At 65.8% G+C, this 20,036-nt stretch carries 15 protein-coding genes; 9 read left to right on the top strand and 6 right to left on the bottom strand.

Annotated elements, in window-relative coordinates:
• Positions 1-135 precede the first annotated feature (135 nt).
• On the top strand, positions 136-1,029 hold the full coding sequence (locus AC1DS0_RS03445; protein WP_476812973.1) for an alpha/beta fold hydrolase: 894 nt from the start codon (positions 136-138) through the stop codon (positions 1,027-1,029).
• On the opposite strand, the gene AC1DS0_RS03440 is transcribed toward AC1DS0_RS03445, so the two are convergent.
• From AC1DS0_RS03440 to AC1DS0_RS03425, 4 genes are all read right to left on the bottom strand, one after another.
• A complete protein-coding gene (locus tag AC1DS0_RS03440) occupies positions 1,004-2,239 on the bottom strand; it encodes an MFS transporter (RefSeq protein ID WP_476812972.1) in 1,236 nt (411 codons plus the stop codon). The two genes, AC1DS0_RS03445 and AC1DS0_RS03440, sit on opposite strands and share 26 nt — an antisense overlap.
• Positions 2,240-2,367: 128 nt before the next feature.
• Entirely contained in the window at positions 2,368-2,778 is a 411-nt protein-coding gene (locus AC1DS0_RS03435; protein WP_476812971.1) for an NADH:ubiquinone oxidoreductase subunit NDUFA12, read from the bottom strand.
• Positions 2,779-2,873: 95 nt separating this feature from the next.
• Positions 2,874-3,881 carry a serine hydrolase domain-containing protein gene (locus AC1DS0_RS03430; RefSeq protein WP_476812970.1) on the bottom strand — a complete coding sequence of 336 codons (1,008 nt, stop codon included), beginning with the start codon at positions 3,879-3,881 and terminating at the stop codon, positions 2,874-2,876.
• 73 nt (positions 3,882-3,954) lie between these two features.
• Positions 3,955-4,650 (bottom strand): NIPSNAP family protein, encoded by a 696-nt coding sequence (locus AC1DS0_RS03425; protein ID WP_476812969.1) that lies wholly within the window; start codon positions 4,648-4,650, stop codon positions 3,955-3,957.
• A 705-nt stretch (positions 4,651-5,355) separates the two neighbouring features.
• On the opposite strand from AC1DS0_RS03425, the gene AC1DS0_RS03420 reads away from it, so the two are divergent.
• The 4 genes from AC1DS0_RS03420 to AC1DS0_RS03405 all read left to right on the top strand — a co-directional run bounded on the left by AC1DS0_RS03420 (position 5,356) and on the right by AC1DS0_RS03405 (position 14,033).
• Entirely contained in the window at positions 5,356-9,081 is a 3,726-nt protein-coding gene (locus AC1DS0_RS03420; RefSeq protein ID WP_476812968.1) for a vitamin B12-dependent ribonucleotide reductase, read from the top strand.
• Positions 9,082-9,845: 764 nt separating this feature from the next.
• The gene (locus tag AC1DS0_RS03415; RefSeq protein ID WP_476812967.1) at positions 9,846-11,129 is read left to right on the top strand and encodes a reverse transcriptase domain-containing protein; all 1,284 of its coding nucleotides are present in this window, start codon (positions 9,846-9,848) and stop codon (positions 11,127-11,129) included.
• 475 nt (positions 11,130-11,604) lie between these two features.
• Entirely contained in the window at positions 11,605-13,098 is a 1,494-nt protein-coding gene (locus AC1DS0_RS03410; RefSeq protein ID WP_476812966.1) for an amidohydrolase family protein, read from the top strand.
• A 5-nt stretch (positions 13,099-13,103) separates the two neighbouring features.
• A complete protein-coding gene (locus AC1DS0_RS03405) occupies positions 13,104-14,033 on the top strand; it encodes a CobW family GTP-binding protein (RefSeq protein ID WP_476812965.1) in 930 nt (309 codons plus the stop codon).
• Between the two features lie 34 nt (positions 14,034-14,067).
• On the opposite strand, the gene tenA is transcribed toward AC1DS0_RS03405, so the two are convergent.
• Positions 14,068-14,736 carry a thiaminase II gene (gene tenA / locus AC1DS0_RS03400; RefSeq protein WP_476812964.1) on the bottom strand — a complete coding sequence of 223 codons (669 nt, stop codon included), beginning with the start codon at positions 14,734-14,736 and terminating at the stop codon, positions 14,068-14,070.
• A 79-nt stretch (positions 14,737-14,815) separates the two neighbouring features.
• Entirely contained in the window at positions 14,816-15,736 is a 921-nt protein-coding gene (locus tag AC1DS0_RS03395) for a MerR family transcriptional regulator (RefSeq protein WP_476812963.1), read from the bottom strand.
• A 163-nt stretch (positions 15,737-15,899) separates the two neighbouring features.
• On the opposite strand from AC1DS0_RS03395, the gene AC1DS0_RS03390 reads away from it, so the two are divergent.
• From AC1DS0_RS03390 to AC1DS0_RS03375, 4 genes are all read left to right on the top strand, one after another.
• Entirely contained in the window at positions 15,900-17,126 is a 1,227-nt protein-coding gene (locus AC1DS0_RS03390) for a GGDEF domain-containing protein (protein WP_476812962.1), read from the top strand.
• Between the two features lie 58 nt (positions 17,127-17,184).
• Positions 17,185-18,147, top strand: coding sequence for a Gfo/Idh/MocA family protein (locus AC1DS0_RS03385; RefSeq protein ID WP_476812961.1), 963 nt, complete (start codon positions 17,185-17,187; stop codon positions 18,145-18,147).
• A gap of 60 nt (positions 18,148-18,207) precedes the next feature.
• Positions 18,208-18,774, top strand: coding sequence for an ImmA/IrrE family metallo-endopeptidase (locus AC1DS0_RS03380; RefSeq protein ID WP_476812960.1), 567 nt, complete (start codon positions 18,208-18,210; stop codon positions 18,772-18,774).
• Between the two features lie 64 nt (positions 18,775-18,838).
• Complete coding sequence (locus AC1DS0_RS03375; RefSeq protein WP_476812959.1) at positions 18,839-20,029, top strand: pyridoxal phosphate-dependent aminotransferase; 1,191 nt, start codon at positions 18,839-18,841, stop codon at positions 20,027-20,029.
• Positions 20,030-20,036 lie beyond the last annotated feature (7 nt).

Here is a 20,036-nt window from a genome sequence, read left to right as displayed (position 1 = left end):
ACCGTTTATTTATCTATTGACAGGTGTCAAATCAAGTGACACCGTTGAAAGATACAAACAGAGGTTACGTCTCTCACAATGACCCGCTCCCTCTGCCGCCTTGCCGCCATCACCCTTGCCGCTGGAGTTCTCGCCATGACGTCCGTGACAGCTGCCGAGCCCGTTCCGACCCATTTCCGCACCGCCACGATCGCCGGCACCGAGATCTTCTATCGCGAGGCCGGGCCGCAGGACGCGCCGGCGCTGCTGCTGCTGCACGGCTTCCCATCCTCCTCGCACATGTTTCGCGACCTGATTCCGCGCCTGGCCGGGCAGTACCGGGTGATCGCGCCGGACTATCCCGGCTTCGGCCACAGCGGCGCGCCGGCGCCGGCCGAGTTCGACTATCGTTTCGACCGCCTCGCCGATGTGGTGGAAGCGCTGGTCGACCGGCTCGGGCTGAAGAGTTATGTGCTCTACCTGCAGGATTATGGCGGACCGGTTGGGTTCCGCCTGGCACTGCGCCGGCCGGAGCGCGTGCGTGGGCTGATCGTGCAGAACGCGGTCGCCAATGCCGAGGGCTGGAGCGCGGATGTGACTGCGCCGATGGCGTCGTTCTGGCGCGAGCGCAATGCCGAGACCGAGAAGCCCTTCGCTGACCTGCTGAAGCCGGAGACGACGCGCTTCCAGTACGTCCATGGCGCCACGCGGGCCGAGCGGCTCTCGCCCGATGCCTGGACGATGGATCAGGCCGGGCTGGATCGGCCGGGCAATCGCGAGATCCAGCTGCAGCTGCTGCACGACTACCAGAGCAATTTCGCGGCCTATCCGGCCTGGCAGCGCTACCTCGCTGAACGCCAGCCGCCGATGCTGATCGTCTGGGGGAAGAACGATCCGTTCTTCACGCTCAAGGGGGTCGACTATCTGAAGCAGCAGGTGCCGGACGCCGAGGTGCATCTGTTCGATGCCGGCCATTTCGCGCTGGAGACGCATGCCGGCGAGATCGCGGAGCGCATCCGGGCGTTCATGGCGCGGTTGCCTTCGCGATAGTCCGGGCGCTGGGCTCCGGCATCAGCAGAAGCAGCAGCGCCAATGCGACGCCGGCCGCGATGCCGAGCGTGATGAAGGCCGCGCCATAGCCGTAGCCGACGACGATCGCCCCGGCGACAGAGGTGCTCAAGGCGCCGCCGATGCCTTGCGCAGTCGCGATGGCGCCCTGGGCGACGTTGAAATGGCCGGTGCCGGCAGTAAGATCGGCGACGATGAGAGGAAAGAGTGCGCCGAAGATGCCGGCGCCGACGCCATCCAGCAGCTGGACGCCGATCAGCCAGGGCGTCGCATCCGAGAGCGGGTAGAGCAGGCCACGAAGGCACAGCACCGCCAGCGCCACCGCGAAGATCGGCTTGCGGCCCCAGCGATCGGCCCTCGCGCCCACGACGAGGGCGACCGGGACCATCACCAACTGGGCCGCGACGATGCAGGCCGACATCAGCGTCGTGGCGAGCTCCGGATTGGCCAGCGCCAGTTTCTGGCCGACGAGCGGCAGCATTGCCGCATTGGCGAAATGAAAGAGCGTGGTCGACGCAGCGAAGACCAGCAAAGGCGGGCTGGCGAGAAGCACGCTGAAACCCGACGGGCGCGCCTCGCCTGAGCCGGCGGACGCGCTGTCGAGGCCTCGTGCGACGTCGTGATCGATCGCGGCGGCGGGCACGCTCAGCGTGGCGACGATGCTGGCCGTGGCCATCGCCCCCATCAACCAGAAGACGGCGACGGGGCCGAGCCAATAGGCGAGGGCACCGGCGAGCAGTGCGGCGACAGCGTTGCCGGCATGGTTGAAGGCCTCGTTGCGGCCGATCCGGGCGGCGAAAGCCTTCGGCCCGACGATGCCGAGCGTGATCGCGGCGATCGCCGGAGGGAATATCGCGCCGGCGACCCCCGAGATCGCCTGCAGGATCGTCACGGGCACCAGGCCGGGAAAGAGCGGAATGGCGAGCGAGGCGACCGTGATGGCGACCGCCGCGGCGACGAGCACGGCGCGTTTTGCCCGCACCGTATCGATCAGCGCGCCGGCGGGCGTCTGCGCGATGATGCCGGCGATCCCCGCCGCCGAGAGCGTGAAGCCGATCGAGGCTTCGTCCCAGTGCTGCACCGTCAACAGGTAGATCGCGAGATAGGGGCCGAGGCCGTCGCGCACATCGGCGAGGAAGAAATTCAGCGCGTCGAGCGGCCCGCGAGCCGAAGCGGTGCGATCAGGGCCCATATCGATCTCTTAGCCGGAGTGGCGCGCGGATCAACGGGCGAGAGCGGGCGCGGTTCCCTTACGTCCGGGCACAAAAAAACCGGCGATGCGTGGTACCGCCGGTGTGATCTTTCATCCTCGTCCGCCTGTCAGCGGCCTGGCGTCCAGGCCTGGTAGTCGCCGGTGGCGGCGGGAGTCTTGTTCTCGCCCAGCGTGGAGCCCGGCGGGCGGTAGGCCAGGGCCGTGCCGGTATGGTTCGGCTGGTGCGGCTTCTGCCATTCGCGCGGGGTATACTTTTCCTCGGACGGGGCGACGTCGACGGTGTGGTGCAGCCAGCCGTTCCAGCCCGACGGGATCGTCGAAGCCTCGATCGGGCCGTTATAGATCACCCAGCGGCGCTGGATGCCGAGCGCCTTGTCCTTCACGCCGCCCTTGGTGCGGTAGTAGACATTGCCGAACTCATCCTCGCCGACCTTCTCGCCGAAGCGCCAGGTGTGGAACCTCGTGCCGATGGTCTGGCCGTTCCACCAAGTGAAGAGCTGGAGCAGGGTCTTGGTCATCGCTTCGCGTCCGCGCAGGCCTTGGGCCGTCGCGCGACTTATGAAGATGCAGGGCCGTGATGTCCAGTGCGGCCGGGCGCTGCGGGCATCGATTGCTACGGCGCCGCGGCCACGATCTTGCGCAGCATCGCGATGAAGTCACGGGTGCGCTGACCTTTCCCGTCGCTCCCGGATTCGGCGGTCTGGACCAGGACCAGGCGCTTGCCCGGGATGACGGCGACCTGCTGCCCGTCATAGCCGGAGGCGAGCGCCGCGCCCTTGCCGAAGCCGTCCTCCGGCAGGGTCCACCACATGTAGCCATAGCCGCGGCCGGGCCGGTCGCTTGCGGAATGGCGAGCGGTCGATTCGCTGACCCAGCCTGCGGGTATGAGCTGTCGCCCCTCCCAGCTGCCGCCATTGGCGAAGAGCACGCCGAAACGGGCGAGGTCGCGCGCGCTCAGCCGGAACGGATAGGCCGGATGGATCGAGACCGGCGACAGCGCGTAGCGGCCATCCCTGGCGGAGAAATCCTCCATGCCGATCGGCGCAGCGATATGGCGGACGAAGCCCTCGAAGATGTCCTCGCCGGTGCGCTGGCGATAGATCGTGCTCAGGGCATTGAAATCCCAGTTGTTGTAGAACCAGAACGTGCCCGGTGGGTGGCTGGCGCGGGCCGGCCGCTTCTCCTTGATATCGGGCGTCTCATGCGCCGCCGGCAGGTAGATGCCGGAGCGGGCGGTCAGCAGGTCGCGGACGGTGGCGCCTTTTTCCTGATCGGCAAGCCCAGGTGCCTTCTCGTCGATGCCGAGCTCGGCGAGCGTGGCGTCGAGCCTGATCCGCCCATCGGCTACGGCGTTGCCATAGAGCGAGCTCAGCAGGCTCTTGCGCACCGAGGCAACGCCGACCTTGCGCGCGGAATCGCCGAAGGAGGCAAGGACGGCGCCGTTCTGCACCAGCATCAGGGCCGTCGGCCTGCGCAAATCCGCATAGTCTCGCAATGGCTGCAGCGCGGTCGCGGACCAGCCGGCAGAGGCCGGATCGATGCTCTGCCAGTGCCGGCCAGGCTCTGCCCAGGCCGGCAGCACTGAAAGGCAGAGCGCGATGAGGGCGAGCAGGCGATTCATCGATCCGGCCTCCGGCGTACGGACGCCATCAGGCCGGCCAATCCCGGCGACTCTGCGGCGCGAGGCTCAAACTCTAGCGCAGGAGCGAGCGCGCGGTCGGAAAGAGGCGGGCGATATCGGGGGCGCGGCCGGTACCTGGCGCCGTTTCGCGCAGGGCCGCCTCGAGCGCCGGTATCGCCTGGGGGACCGCGGGCCGGATCAGCGTGACCGCGACGCATTCGCCCTCGCGCACGGGCAGGCGTGCGAATCCGTTCTCGCTGCGGTCACTGATCAGGCTGGCAAGGACCTCACCACCGATGGCGCGCACCGCATCCGCGATCTCCTTCGCGACAAGCGCGGCTGCATCGTCGGTGGCGTCCGGCTCGAGATGATGAACAGCCGCGAGATGAGAATGACCATCCTCGAGATCGACGGTGCCTGGCGGCAGCCGCCGGAGCCCGCGCGTGTCGAAGCCGGAGCCGGGTGCTGCCGGCTTCAGCATCAGCACATCGTGCCATTCCAGCATGGTCTCGTTCGCGGCCGGGCCATGCTGCGCCCAGACCGGGCCGCCATAGAAGGCGGGGAGGGCGCGGGTCCGCGCCTCCTGATCGGGAAAGCCGCGGAACCAGACGAACTGGTCGGGCGCCGCGGGATCGCGGAACTGGCAGACGACGCTCATCCCGACCGCTTCCTGCGTCTCGGCGAGATGGCTGTCGAAGACGTCGATCAGGGTGCCGCGCGCGCCGGGCTTCAGGGTGTAGCGCCGCAGTTCGAAAACGGTGTCGGTCATGGGAGCCCTCCAGCTGCCCTTGCAGCTAGGCGGCAGGCACGCCCAATCCCGTCAGCAGCGTCGCTGCGGTCATCGCCACGATTCGGTCATGATTCGGAGCGCCTCCGCAGAGCCTCGCTAACGCGCCAGCCGGCCAAGCTTCGCGCGGATTCAAGCACTTGTGGCTGCTCCTGCAGAGAGCGCTTCCACTAGTAGGGGTTGCCGGGTCCGGTTGACGCTCCGTTAACCATGGTCCGGCGGATTTTAGTGGTTTCACACCGGCAAGGATCGTTGCAAGCTCGCAACGGCGCCGCGATTCCACATGTGATTCCTTGGGCTTAGCAGGTGCCTTGAAACTTATCCCCATGATCCACATCTTCCTACAAGATGTCGTATCCACACCTATCGCCCCGCACTAATCCTTGACGGCGCGACCCAATCGGGACTAAATTTTGACGGTCGCGTGACGGTTGGCGGAGACGCCTTTTTCGACCCGCGAAACGAGTTCCCAGACGGGTCAAGGCGATCACCGCGGCGCGCCAGAGATGGCGACGGCGAACGGCGACGTGTGTGCTCCGGCTGGCCGCATCAGGAAACCGATGGTGGGGTGACACCGCCGCGGGATCCAGGGGCATCAAACCGAGTTGGACTGACATCAGGAGCCGGTGAGCAACCGGCCGCGCGGAGCGTCTGCTACGCCCGCGGCAAGCATTGGGGACGAAGCTTATGCGCATCGAGCGCCGCCATACCACCGCTGGCCAGTCGCCCTATTCGGCGATCCCGTTCCGCTCGGCGGTGAGCGAGATCCGCAATCCCGATGGTTCGATCGTCTTCCGCCTCGAGGGCATCGAGGTGCCGGAGGCCTGGTCGCAGGTCGCGAGCGACGTGCTCGCGCAGAAGTATTTCCGCAAGGCCGGCGTCCCGGCCGCGTTCAAGAAGGTCGAGGAGAACGACGTCCCGTCCTTCCTCTGGCGTTCGGTTCCCGACGAGGCCGCGCTCGCCAAGCTGCCGGAAGACAAGCGCTTCGGCTCCGAGATCTCGTCCAAGCAGGTCTTCGACCGGCTCGCCGGCTGCTGGACCTATTGGGGCTGGAAGGGCGGCTATTTCTCCTCGGAGGAGGATGCCCACGCTTTCCATGACGAGCTGCGCTTTATGCTGGCCTCGCAGATGGTCGCGCCGAACTCGCCGCAATGGTTCAACACGGGCCTGCACTGGGCCTATGGCATCGACGGCCCGAGCCAGGGCCATTTCTACGTCGACTTCAAGACCGGCAAGCTCGTCAAGTCGAAGTCGAGCTACGAGCACCCGCAGCCGCATGCCTGCTTCATCCAGGGCGTGCAGGACGACCTCGTCAACGAGGGCGGCATCATGGATCTGTGGGTGCGCGAGGCGCGCCTGTTCAAATACGGCTCCGGCACCGGCTCGAACTTCTCGATGCTGCGCGGCGAGGGCGAGAAGCTCGCCGGTGGCGGCCGCTCCTCCGGCCTGATGTCCTTCCTCAAGATCGGTGACCGTGCCGCCGGCGCGATCAAGTCGGGCGGCACCACCCGCCGCGCCGCCAAGATGGTCGTGGTCGACGTCGACCACCCGGATATCGAGACCTATATCGACTGGAAGGTGAAGGAGGAGCAGAAGGTCGCGGCGCTCGTCGCCGGCTCCAAGATCGTCCAGAAGGCGATGAAGGCGGTGATGAAGGCCTGCGTGAACTGCGAGGCCGCCGACGATGCCTGCTTCGACCCCGAGAAGAACCCGGCGCTGAAGCGCGAGATCAAGCTCGCCCGCAAGGCGCTGGTCCCGGACAACTACATCAAGCGCGTCATCCAGTTCGCCAAGCAGGGCTATACCGAGATCCAGTTCGACACTTACGACACCGACTGGGATTCGGAAGCCTATCTCACCGTCTCCGGCCAGAATTCGAACAACTCGGTCTCGCTGACCGACGACTTCCTGCGCGCAGTCGAGAATGACGGCGACTGGAACCTCGTCGGCCGCACCACCGGCAAGGTCACCAAGACCCTGAAGGCGCGCGACCTCTGGGAGAAGATCGGCTACGCCGCTTGGGCCTCGGCCGACCCCGGCCTGCACTTCAACACCACGATGAACGACTGGCACACCAGCCCGGCCTCGGGACGCATCCGCGCCTCGAACCCGTGCTCGGAGTACATGTTCCTCGACGACACCGCCTGCAACCTGGCCTCGGCCAACCTGCTGCAGTTCTACGACCGGCAGACCAAGGCCTTCGACGTCGCCGGTTACGAGCATCTCTGCCGGCTCTGGACCATCGTGCTCGAGATCTCGGTGACGATGGCGCAGTTCCCCTCGAAGGAAATCGCCGAGCTGTCCTATGAGTACCGCACGCTCGGTCTTGGCTACGCCAATATCGGCGGCCTCTTGATGACCATGGGCCTCGGCTACGACTCGGACGAGGGCAGGGCGCTCGCCGGCGGCCTCACCGCGATCATGACCGGCGTTGCCTATGCGACCTCGGCTGAGATGGCGGGCGAGCTCGGCCCGTTCCCGGGCTACAAGAAGAACGCGCCGCATATGCTGCGCGTCATCCGCAACCACCGCGTCGCGGCGCATGGCCAGGCTTCGGGCTATGAGGGCCTGCAGGTCACGCCGGTGCCGCTCGACCATGCGACGCTGGAACGCCTCGGCGGCTCCTCGGTGACGGTGTCGGAACGGGCCAAGGCGAGCTGGGACGAGGCGCTGGCGCTCGGCGAGAAGCACGGTTACCGCAACGCCCAGTCGACCGTGATCGCGCCGACCGGCACGATCGGCCTGGTCATGGATTGCGACACCACCGGCATCGAGCCCGATTTCGCGCTGGTGAAGTTCAAGAAGCTCGCCGGCGGCGGCTACTTCAAGATCATCAACGGCGCGGTTCCCGATGCGCTGCGCGCACTCGGCTACCGCGAGGCCGATATCGCGGAAATCGAGGCCTATGCCGTCGGCCATGGCTCGATGAAGCAGGCGCCCGGCATCAACCCCGGTTCGCTGCGGGCCAAGGGCTTCAGCGACGAGAAGATCGAGGCGATCGAGAAGGGGCTGAAGAGCGCCTTCGACATCAAGTTCGTCTTCAACAAGTGGACGCTGGGCGAGGACTTCCTCACCGGCACGCTGAAGGTGCCGGCCGAGAAGCTCAGCGACATGTCGTTCGAGCTGCTGCCCTTCCTCGGCTTCAGCAAGGCCGAGATCGAGGCCGCCAATGTCCATGTCTGCGGGGCGATGACGCTGGAAGGCGCGCCGCACCTCAGGAAGGAGCACTACAACGTCTTCGACTGCGCCAATCCCTGCGGGCGCATCGGCAAGCGCTATCTCTCGGTCGAGAGCCATATCCGCATGATGGCGGCGGCGCAGCCCTTCATCTCGGGCGCGATCTCGAAGACCATCAACATGCCGAACGACGCCACCGTCGAGGATTGCAAGAGCGCCTACCTCCTCTCCTGGAAGCTGGCGCTGAAGGCGAACGCCCTCTACCGCGACGGCTCGAAGCTGTCGCAGCCGCTGAACTCGGCCCTGATCGCCGACGAGGACGACGACGCCGACGATGTGACCGAGGCGCTCTACCAGCAGCCGCAGGCGGCGCGCGCCACGCAGATCGCCGAAAAGATCGTCGAGCGCATCGTCGAGCGGGTCGAGCGCGTCCGCGACCGCGAGAAGATGCCGGCGCGTCGCACCGGCTACATCCAGAAGGCGGTGGTCGGCGGCCACAAGGTCTATGTCCACACCGGCGAATATTCCGACGGGCGTCTCGGCGAGATCTTCATCGACATGCACAAGGAGGGCGCGGCCTTCCGGGCAATGATGAACAACTTCGCCATCGCGGTCTCGCTCGGCCTGCAATACGGCGTGCCGCTTGAGGAGTATGTCGAGGCCTTCACCTTCACCCGGTTCGAGCCCTCGGGCTTCGTGCAGGGCAACCAGTCGATCAAGAACGCGACCTCGATCCTCGACTATGTCTTCCGCGAGCTGGCGATCTCCTATCTCGGCCGGCACGACCTCGCCCATGTCGATCCCAGCGAGATCGGCCATGACGTGATGGGCGGCGGCGTCGAGCAGGGCCGGGCGCCGGATGCGGCCGGGCCGATCACCTCGACCCCGCTGGCCTCCTCGGGCTTCCGCCGCGGCAAGCCGATCAACCTGCTCGCCATCCAGGGCGGGGCTGCGGCCAATGACGCGGTCGCCCGCTCGACGAGCACTGTCACCGGCCTTGCCACCGCCGGCGCAACCGCGCTGAAGGAGGAGCCGGAGGAATTCGGCGAGGTTGAGATGAGCAAGCTCGGCTTCGCCGCGCCGGCCGCCCAGCCGACGGCGTCGGAGCGCCGGGCCGAGGCGATCATGAAGGGCTATGTCGGCGACAGCTGCGGCGAGTGCGGCAACTTCACGCTGGTGCGCAACGGCACCTGCCTGAAGTGCAACACCTGCGGCTCTACGACTGGGTGTTCATAAAGATTAACTTCAGTTGAGATGCCCTATGGCGGCCGGAGCTTGCTCCGGCCGTTTCCATTACGTGCGTCGTGCAAAGTTATGTTGGAGGCTGCTGGGATTTGAATACCAAAAAAATAAAGTCGGTTCATTCTTATGACGTAAGTGTCTAGCGCTCAATTCGGCTTTGATATCCGTTTGTATTCGTATCCGCATCTCCACCGCCTTGAATTTGCCTCATTTGTTTCACATGTTTAGCGTATCGCTTCTGTGCTGACAGTCGCCGGGCTTTCGGGTGCTGGTGATTGGTGGCGCGGTCACAGTGGCTGCTTGTCGGTCACCGCGAAGATCGCGTTGAACCGTGACCACGGTCAGGGTTCGACCTCCAAGAGACGCCAGCCCTCGTCGAGTGACCTCGAAGCCGTTGCCGCACTGAGCGTGTGCAAACATCAAACGGCGGATAGGTTTCTAAAGAGCCGGGGGCGGGGAGGCCGGGCCAGCGAACCGCTTGACATCGCCAAAAACCTGTTAGGGTCGAGGCTGGGGGAAAGTTGATGAGCACGCCCAAAAACGCGCTAAGCGCGCGATGATCTCTGTCGCTACGGCGGCGTTGATCATGGTTTCTTTCGTGCTGACAGTCGCCGGGCTTTCGGGTGCTGGTGATTGGTGGCGCGGTCACAGTGGCTGCTTGTCGGTCACTGCGAGGATCGCGTTGAACCGTGACCACGGTCAGGGTTCGACCTCCAAGAGACGCCAGTGACTTGAGGGCTGGGCATGTGCGGCAGATGATGAGCCCGACCCACAACGCGGCAAAACGAGTAATAAACCTCGCCAAGCGTGTCCGAGCACGCGCGCACTTGCAACGTGCTTGGCTTCATGTTGAACGACGCGCGGCAAGTTCGCCAGATGAGAAAACCCAAAAAGCCTTAGCGGTATTTCGGGAGAATCCACAGCGCGAAATTGCGTCTATATGCAGGCGGCTTGGGAAAGGCACCTTTGTCTTCGAGCCTCAACGCGCCTATGCCAAGCCTAGAAAAGGCAAGCGCCCAAGACCAATTGTGGTCGCGCCGATTGTTAATCGTATTGTTCAACGAGCGATTCTTGATATTTGCCAAACTGAGAATACGAAGATCCGAAAAGAACTCGGTAATTTGCCTCAGGTAATTGCTTGTACTACAAGCGTTGGGGGTCTGCCAAACAAGGGTGTCCCTGAGGCAGTCCAGCTTCTACGGTCGGCTATTCGTTCGGGAGCTAAGTGGTATGTGCGGTCTGACTTAGTTAATTTCTTCACTGATATTAAAAAATCGAAAATTGAGAGTTTCTTACGTGCCAGCATAGATGATCATGATTTTGTTTCATTGTTTATGCGAGCGCTTGAGACCGAACTTTCGAATGAAGAGGACGTTCGGAAAGATCTCGATCTTTTTCCGATTCACGACGAAGGTGTTCCGCAAGGCTCAGCTCTATCAGCGTTGTGTGCAAATATAATCCTTGCAGAATTTGATAGAGAGATGAACAGGCGTGGCATCACTACGATTCGATATCTCGACGATTTTGTGATTTTGGCGCCAACAAAAAAAGCTGCGGACAAGGCTTGGTCTCAAGCCTTGAAACTGCTCACTGACGCCGGTCTGACAGCTCATGAGCCAACGAAGCAGACCGGAAAGGCCTCCATGGGCGAAGTCAACAAGGGGTTCGTTTTCCTCTCGTTTCGGATCGATGATCAGAGCGTCGCTCCATCCAAGGAAGCTCGGCTCAAATTTATCAAGGGGCTCCGGCATACAATTCGCGACGCCAAAAAGGTTATCGAGAAGGCAGGTCATGCTCCCCGGCGTGCACAGCCGATGTTCCTCCAAACGCTCATCCTGATCGACAAGAAGACGCGCGGATGGGGAGATGCCTTCCGCTCGACTTCAAATAGATTGGCCTTTGCTCACCTCGATCAGGAAATCGACAACCTGTTAAATCAGTTCATCGCGTGGTTCGGGCGAACAACTAAGCAGGTATCCCCGCGCATCAGACGGCGGAAAATCGGGGTTGCACTACTGTTGGACACTGAGCCGGAAACGTAGGCTTTGTTTGTATAGCTTCAACCTTCCGGATCGCGATGCCTAAGCGCGCGATCACCCCTCCCGAATTTCGCGCCACCGAGCAGCTTAGGATGTCGCCGGCGGCGATGCCGATAGGCGTGACGACAAGGGCGCGGGGGACCACTCTCCCGGATCGGAGAGGGGCAGGAGTGAGGGATCGCCGCTGATCATCGGAGCGCAACGGAGCCGTTGCGGCCTTCTGCCGAGATGGCAGGCCCTCATCTGGCGCTCCGCGCCACCTTCTCCCATCCGGGAGAAGGTTGGGCGAGGTTCCAGCGCATTGATTTTGGGGCTGCGAGGTTGCCCCCGCTTCGTAGGCCAGCAGCCGATCCGGCATGCGTTATTGGCCAAGGCGGTTCACCGGCAACGCGCTTGTCTCGGCAATTCCCGATCGGCCAACATCGGTTGGTTCGCGGTCACTGATCGCGGGCCAACTGAGGGATGAGGGCAAGAGCAGATGAGCGGACTGTTGATCACGGGTGGCCGCGTCGTCGATCCGGAAAGCGGCCATGACGACATCGCCGATGTCGCCGTCGCAGACGGAAAAATCGTCTCGATCGGCTCCGGCCTCGGCAGCGCCGAACGCGTGATCGACGCGCGCGGGCTGGTCGTCGCTCCCGGCTTCATCGACCTTCATGCCCATGGCCAGTCGATCCCGGCCGACCGCATGCAGGCCTTCGACGGTGTCACGACGACGCTGGATCTCGAGGCCGGCGTGCTGCCGGTGGCGTCCTGGTATCGCCGCCAAGCGGAGCAGGGCCGCATCCTGAACTACGGCGCCGCCACGAACTGGGCCTTCGCCCGGATCGGCGCGATGATCGGGATCAACGAGGAATCGTCCCTGGAAGCGTTCGGACGTGCGATGCGCGATCCGCGCTGGATGGACAATATCTCGTCACCCACCGAGCAGCAGAACATCCTCGACCGCATCGCGGCCGGGCTCGACGAGGGCGGCATCGGCATCGGCATCCTGAACGCCTATGCTCCGGGTGCCGGCGTGCAGGAACTGACAGCGCTCTGCCAGCTCGCTGCCGAGCGCGGCGTGCCGACCTTCACCCATATCGCCTATATGGCGAACACCGACCCGAAGAGTGCGGCCGAGGCCTATATCCGCCTGATCGGCTATGCCGGCGCGACCGGCGCGCATATGCACATCTGCCACTTCAACAGCTCCAGCAAGACCGATGTCGTGCGCTGCGCGCGGCTGATCAAGCAGGCGCAGGAGCAGGGCCTGCCGATCACGGTGGAAGCCTATCCCTACGGCACGGGCTCGACGGTGATCGCGGCCGCCTTCTTCAGCGACCCCGAATTCGAGCGCCGCAACGACACCCGCTACGAGCAGATCCAGCTCGTCACGAGCGGGCGCCGGATCCAGGACCGCGAGGATCTGCTCTCGGCGCAATCGGAAGACCCGTCGCAGCTGGTGCTGTGGCATGTGCTCGACACCGAGAACAACGCCCGCCATCGCGACATGCTCGACCTCTCGGTCCTGTATCCGGGCGGGGCGATCGCATCGGACGCCATGCCCTGGTCGATGCCGGACGGATCGACCTATACCGGCGATGCCTGGCCGCTGCCTGATGAAGCGACCTCGCATCCGCGCTCATCCGGCACCTTCACCCGCTTCCTGCGGCATTGGGTGCGCGAGCGGCAGGCGGTCAGCCTGCAGGAGGGGATCGCAAAGTGCACATTGATCCCCGCCGAGATCCTGGCCGCGAGCACGCCGGCCATGCGTGACAAGGGCCGGCTGAAGGCTGGAGCCGATGCCGATGTCGTGGTGTTCGATCTGGCGCAGCTCACGGATCGGGCGGAGTTTTCGGCGATGAACCGCCCCGCCGAGGGCGTTCGGCACCTTGTCGTCAGCGGCGAGCCGGTCATCGCCGATGGGGTCATGAATGTCGCGGCCCGGCCGGGCCGGCCGGTGCGCCGCCCCTTCGGCGCGGCGGCTTAAAGGCCATGCCGGTTCCGATCCTGCTGGTGACGGGCTTTCTCGGAGCCGGCAAGACGACGCTGGTCAATCGCATCCTGCAACAGGCCGACGGGCGACGCATCGCCGCCGTGGTCAATGATTTCGGCGCGATCAATATCGATGCGGAGCTCATCGCCGGGGCGGAGGACGGGGTCGTCAGCCTCGCCAATGGCTGCATCTGCTGCTCGCTGGAAGGCGACCTGCTGCGGACGCTCGCCAATCTGCTACGGCGAACCCCGCGCCCCGAAGCCATCGTGATCGAGACCAGTGGGGTGGCTGATCCGGACGACATCATCCGCAACCTGATGGACCCGGTGATCTGGCGCGAAGCGCCATTGGAGACGGTGCTCTGCGTTGTCGATGCGTCGTCACCGGAGGCGGCTCCCGGCGACCCGCTGTTCCTGAGCCAGCTGCGCGCCGCCGATCTTCTCGCCGTCAGCAAGGGGGACCTCATCGACAGGCCATCTCTCGACGAGCGCTGTCGGTCACTGTCGCAGATCAACCGCCGGGCCACCCTCATCGAGGCAACCGGCGGCGATGTTCCGCTCGATCTCGTCTTTCCTGAGGTCGGGACGGCCCGCGCGCGGGTGACGCGCCCCAAGAGGCCGAGCATCGACCGTTTCGAAAGCTTCAACTGGACATCCAGCGCGCCGATCTCGCTCGCCGGGTTTCAGCAAGCCGTCGGCCGGCTCGCGCCCCGGCTCGTTCGCGCGAAGGGATTTCTGGCGACGATCGAGAAGCCCGATGACCGATATCTCTTCCAGCTCGCGGGCGGGAGAGCCACGCTGGCGCCTCTCGATCGCGACGAGCAGGCGCGAGGCGACACTCGGATCGTCTTCATCGCAGAGATCGGCAGGATCACTCTTGCGGAAATCGATGAAGCGATGACTCGATGCACTCGGCATCAGTCGAAATAGCCTGGGATCTCACAGACATTCCTGGCCAGACGGTTCAGGCTTGCGGCGTGTCGAGGCCCATCTGCCAGAAATCGGCCTCCAGCTTCGAAGCCTGGCCGAACAGGGCGGCAAGCTCGGAGAAGCGCGCTTCCGTCATCGCCCGCGCCGCCAGCGCGTCGAGATGGCGGCGCGCATCGCGGGCGACCTGCTGATAGGGCTCGCCGGCATATTCGCCGATCCAGTCGCGATAGGGATGGTTGTCGAGCGCCGGTCCGAGCTCCCTGGCGAGCCGGGCGCCGATCTCGGCATAGCCGACGATGCAGGGGCTGAGTGCGACGTGCAGGTCGAGCAGGTCGCCGGAGACGCCGCAATCGAGCACGAAGCGGGTGTAGGCGACCGTCGCCTGATGCTCGGGCGCGGCTTCCAACTGCTCGGGCGACAGGCCCCAGCGGCCGCAGAGCCGGACATGCAGGTCCATTTCGAGGTCGAGGATCGCCGACAAGCCGGCCTTGGCGGCGCGCATGTCGGCGAGGTTGCGGCTCTTATAGGCCGCCAGCGCATGGGCGCGGGCGAACTGGATCAGGAAGAGATAGTCCTGGACGAGATAGGTCCGGAAGGCGGCTTCGGGCAGCGTGCCGTCGCCCATCCGCCGGACGAAGTCGTGCTCGACGTAAGAGGCCCAATCCGCTGCCGCGGCAGCCTTCAACCTGTCGAAGATGTCCACGGCCGCCCTCTCGCAACGGGAATCGCTGGCCGCAGTCTTAGCCCAGCCGGCGATCGGAGGAAGCCGCGGCAGCTTCTCGCTAGAGCGCGAGCGCCGTCATCGCCTCATTGATCCACCACCATTCGCGGCCGGGTGCAGCCTCGCCGCGCAAGGTTGCGAGGAGCTGTTGGTAGCGCAGCGAGCGCTCATGATGGCGGCGATACTGGTCGAGATGCCAGGCGCGGAAGGCTTCGTCGGGCTCGCGCTTCATCGCCTTGGCCGAGGCGTCCAGCCAGTCGTCGGCGATGGTGCGGCCTCTGTCCGAGTCCGGAGCCTCGCCTGCGGCCATCGCCCCGCGAACGTCGGCAAAGATGCGCTCGGCGGCGGCGTGATAGGCGGCCGGGTCGAAATCGGGCGTCCACATCAGCTCGGCATCGGCCTTGGCGCTGGCGATGGCAGCTTCGTCTGACAGCATCGCCCTGAGTTCGGCGAAGGCGTCGATCTGTTCCGGCGTCGGGTCATCGGGAAGTTCGGGCGCGCCGGCTGCGATCGCCTTCTGCCGCCATTCCGGGTTCATCCTGTCGCCGGTGACCTCGTCATAGAAGCGTTCGGTCAAAGCGCGCATGTCGGCATTGGACAGGCTGGTCATGGTCCATAGTCTCCGAATGTCGTCTGCGGTGGGTTCGGGATTGCGCAGTGCGGCGCGCAAGGTCGCGGCGATCCGGCGCTTGCCGGCGATTTCGGCTTCCAGCGCCGACAGGCGCAGCGCCAGCAATTCGGCGAGCGAACCCTTGCGGGCGAGGATGCCCCGGACCGCCGCAAGGCCGACGCCCATGGCCCGCAAGGCCTGGATCAGGTCGAGCCGTGCCGCGTCGGCGTTGGAATAGACGCGGTAGTTCGCCACGGTGCGGGTCGCCGGCGGCAGCAGCCCCTTGTCGGAATAGAAGCGGATGCGCCGGACGGGCACTCCGCAGAGACGAGCGAGCTCGCCGATGGTGTAGCATTGGTCGTTTGCGGTCATGGGATCGTCGTAGCGTCTCCATCTGGTGGAGGGTCAAGCGGCACCGAAATCGGTCGAATGCAGGCCATCGCGGCAAGGCGGGCGAAACCCTGTCGGGCGAAAGCTGTGTGCCCAGCACCCGCCATCAAAGCGGCGTTAGCCAGTTGCCGGCATTGTCCTGCGCGTGCACGCCCCACGCCACGACCCGATCTCCAGGCATGCCGAGCCGGCGAGCGAACCGCCGAGCGGCGGGACGGTGGCGCGTCGCCTCGATGGCCTCGGCTTCGAGCCGGTACTGGAACGCGAGTATCGGCAGCATATGCGCGCCGACCAGCACCGCAGCACCCTGGTCTGCCTGATCACGGCGCTCGGCATCTGGCTGACCTTCATCGGGCTCGACTTGACGCGCCTCGACAACCTCGTCGCGATCGGCAGCCGCGACATCTTCGTCGAGCTCGCGATCGTGCTGCGGCTGGGGACGCTCGCCGTGATCCTGCGCCTGGTCTGGATCGTGCGCCGCAACCGCCAGGCCCATGCCTATCACCACCTCACCATGCTGGCGCTGGCGCTGATCGGCGTGACCTGCGCCTTCATCGCCAACATGTACAAGCTGCGCGGCCTGCCGCAGGCCGACATCGCGCAACTCGTGATCATCGCCGCCGTGTTCCTGCCTGTCGGGCTGACCTTCCTGCAGAGCTTGGGCATCGCCCTGCTGATCGCGGTGTTCACCACCGTGCTCGGCTTGCTGATGCTCGAGCCGGCGCAACTGGCCGAGCACGGACGGTTGTCGATCCTGCTGTTCTTCGCCGTTTTCGTCAGTGCCGTCGGTGCCTGGCTGCGCGAGAGGGCCGAGCGCGACCAGTTCCTGCTGCGCCGCATGCTGCACAGCCGGGCAATGTCCGATGCGCTCACCGGCATCGCCAACCGGCGTGGCTTCGAGGAGCATGTCGCGATGGCACTGTTGCAGGCGCGGCGCGAGCGGTCGCCGGTCGTCTTCGCGGTGCTCGATGTCGACCATTTCAAGCGCTACAACGACCGCTATGGCCACCAGGCCGGCGACATCGCGCTCGCCCTGATCGCCCGCGCCATCGACAGCAAGCTGCGCCCGCCGATGGACATGGTCGGGCGGCTCGGCGGCGAGGAGTTCGGCCTGCTGCTCTACGACACCGCGCCGCAGAAGGCGCAGGAGCGGCTGGAACGGGTTGCGCAGGCGATCGCCGAGCTCCGGATCGAGCACGCGGCATCGCCGACGGCGCAATACATCACCGTCAGCATGGGGGCGGTCGGCTTCGACGGGCAGGAGACGGCGGTCGATCTCTACCGGCGCGCCGATGCGGCGCTCTATGCCGGCAAGGCCTCGGGCCGGAACCGGGTCGAGCTGGGCAAGGGCGGCGAACGTCTGGCGGGGTAGCCTGTTGCGCTGCCGAGCTGCTATGCGGCGTCCGTCCTGACGCGATGAGAGATTTGCCATGTCCGCACCCGTTTCCATCGGCCTGATCGGCGCCGGCATCATGGGCGAGCGCATGCTGCGCGCGATCCTGGCGCAATCTCCGGAGCTGGTGCGCGCCGCCGGGATCTGGGACCCGTCCGGCGAGGCGCTGGCGCGGATCGGCAGCGAGCTGCCGCAAGTCGCGCAGAAGCCCGATGCGGCCGCCGTGATCGCAGGCAGCGACTGCGTCTACGTCGCCTCGCCACCGGCCTCCCATCTCGGCCATGCCCGCGCCGCGCTCGCGGCGGGGAAAAGCGTGTTCTGCGAGAAGCCGCTGGCGATCGACGTCGCGGATTCGCGTGCCTTCGTCGCCGAGGCGGGTGGGCGCGGGGCGGTCAATTTCCCCTTCGCCTCCTCGCCCGCGGTCGCGCAATTGCAGGACTGGGCCGGCGGCGTCGGCGGCAACCGGCGGATCGTGATCGAGGTCGCCTTCGCGAGCTGGCCGCGCTCCTGGCAGGCCGATGCGGCCGGTTGGCTCGACCGGCGCGAGCAGGGCGGTTTCACCCGCGAGGTCGTCTCGCATTTCCTCTTCCTGAGCCGCCGGCTGGGCGGGGTGCTTCACGGCCTGCAGGCGAGCGCCTCCTTCCCGGAGGCGGGCAAGTCTGAACGCCGGATCGAGGCGCGCCTGATGGCGGGCGACATCCCGGTGACGCTGACCGGCAGCGTCGGCACGACGCCAAAGGACGACCACAATATCTGGATGCTGGAAGGCGAGGGCGGCGCGATCCGGCTCTGCGACTGGTCGCTGGCCGAGCAGCGCCAGCCGGACGGTTCCTGGCAGCGGGCGCCGGACGCCCTGACGCAGCTCGAGGCGCGTCCGGTCGCATTGAAGCGGCAGCTCGAGGGCGTGGCGAAGCTGGCGCGCGGCGAGCCGCACCAGCTGGCGACGCTGGAAGAAGCGCTGAATGTCCAGGAGATCGTCGAGGCGATCCTGGCGAGCTGACGCCTTCATTGAGGCGACATGGCGGGAGGTCTATGATCGGCGGGCTCAGGAGGCCTGCCGATGCGCCATGCCTTCCTCACCGACGCGCAGATCGACGCTCGCGCCCTGGCGCATCGGCGCGGGCTCGGCTTTAGCGACGACGAGGCCGTCGAGGTCGCTGTTCTGCTGGGCAGGCTCAAGGCGCGCTATCCCGAATTCTCCCATGAGCGCGTGCCGGACGGCGCGCTCGGCGAGGCCGAGGCGCAATGGGACTCACAAGCCAGGCGGCTGCTGATTCCGGAGGCCGTGTTCCAGTCAGCCGAACGCGGCGAGGGCAGGGCGCTGATGACGGTTGCGCACGAGGTCGGCCATGCGTTGCTCGGCCATGAGGGCAATCTGAACCGGGGGCCGGCCGGCGGACGGGCCGAGCGGGTCTCGGCCAGGCTGCGCTCGATGGAGTATCAGGCGCGGCGCTATGCGGCCGCCTTCCTGATTCCGGATACGCCGGCGGTGCGCCGGCTCGACGCGACCGCGCTGAGCGCGCGCTACCGGGTCAGCATGAGCGCCGCGATCGTGCGCCATAGCGAGCTGAGATCCGGCGAGAGCGCACGAGTCCTGTCTTCGCGGCAGGGCTCGCTCGACCTCTGAGCCGCTTGCGGTCGGCGCGCCCACAGGGCATGGCTCGGGCAACGTGACTGCTATCGAGGACGCCATGACCATCGCCGCTACCGGCCTGCCGCCGGCGCCGAAGCCCGCTCAACGCGCGCAGGGCGTCTCGCCCTTCATCGTCATGGATGTGATGAATGCGGCCGAGGCGATCGAGCGGCGCGGCGGCTCGGTCGTGCACATGGAGGTCGGGCAGCCCTCGGCGGCGACGCCGGCCAGCATCCGGGCTGCTGCGGCAAGGGCGCTGGAGGACGGCCGGATCGGCTATACCCAGGCGCTTGGCATCGGCTCGCTCCGGGCCCGGATCGCGCGGCATTATCGCGATACCTACGGCGTCGAGGTGCCGGCCGAGCGCGTCGTGGTGACGACCGGTTCCTCCGGCGGCTTCATCCTTTCCTTCCTCGCCTGCTTCGAGCCGGGCGCGCGCATCGCGATCACGGCGCCGGGCTATCCGGCCTATCGCAACATCCTGATCGCGCTCGGGCTCGAGCCGGTCGCGATCCCCGTTGGACCGGAGACGCGCTATGCGCTGACGCCGGAGCTGATCGCCAAAGCGCATGCCGAAAAGCCGCTCGCCGGCGTGCTGACGATGAGCCCGGCCAACCCGACCGGCGTGGTGATGACGCCCGAGGCTATCGCTGCGGTGGCCGCCGAGTGCCGGCGGCTCGGACTCTGGTACATCTCCGACGAGATCTATCACGGCCTGACCTATGAGCGGCCGGCGACGACGGCGCTCGCCGCCGACCCCGACGCGATCATCGTCAACTCCTTCTCCAAGTACTATTGCATGACCGGCTGGCGTGTCGGCTGGCTGGTGGTGCCGGAGCGGCTGGTGCGGGTGATCGAGCGGCTGCAGCAGAATTTCTCGATCTCGGTACCGATGCTGAGCCAGGTCGCCGGCGAGGCGGCCTTCGACGCCGGCGAGGAATGCGAGGCGATCAAGGCCGGCTATGCGCAGAACCGTGCCTATCTTTTGAAGGCGCTGCCGGAGATCGGGCTGGGCGATTTCCTGCCGGTCGACGGCGCCTTTTACATCTATCTCGACATCGGCCGATATTCGAACGATTCCATGAGCTTCTGCCGCGATGCTCTCGAAAATGCCGGCGTCGCGATCACGCCGGGGCTCGATTTCGACGAGGGGCGCGGGGCGCGCACAGTCAGGCTCTCCTTCGCCGGTTCGCTGGCCGAATGCGAGGAGGCGGTCGCGCGGCTGGGGCGCTGGCTCAAGGCGCGCTGAGCTCTAG

This window comes from Allobosea sp. P4_H5, assembly GCF_056400825.1.
Note: the sequence above shows the minus strand (reverse complement) of the source record. Positions and strands in the feature narration are given on the sequence as shown.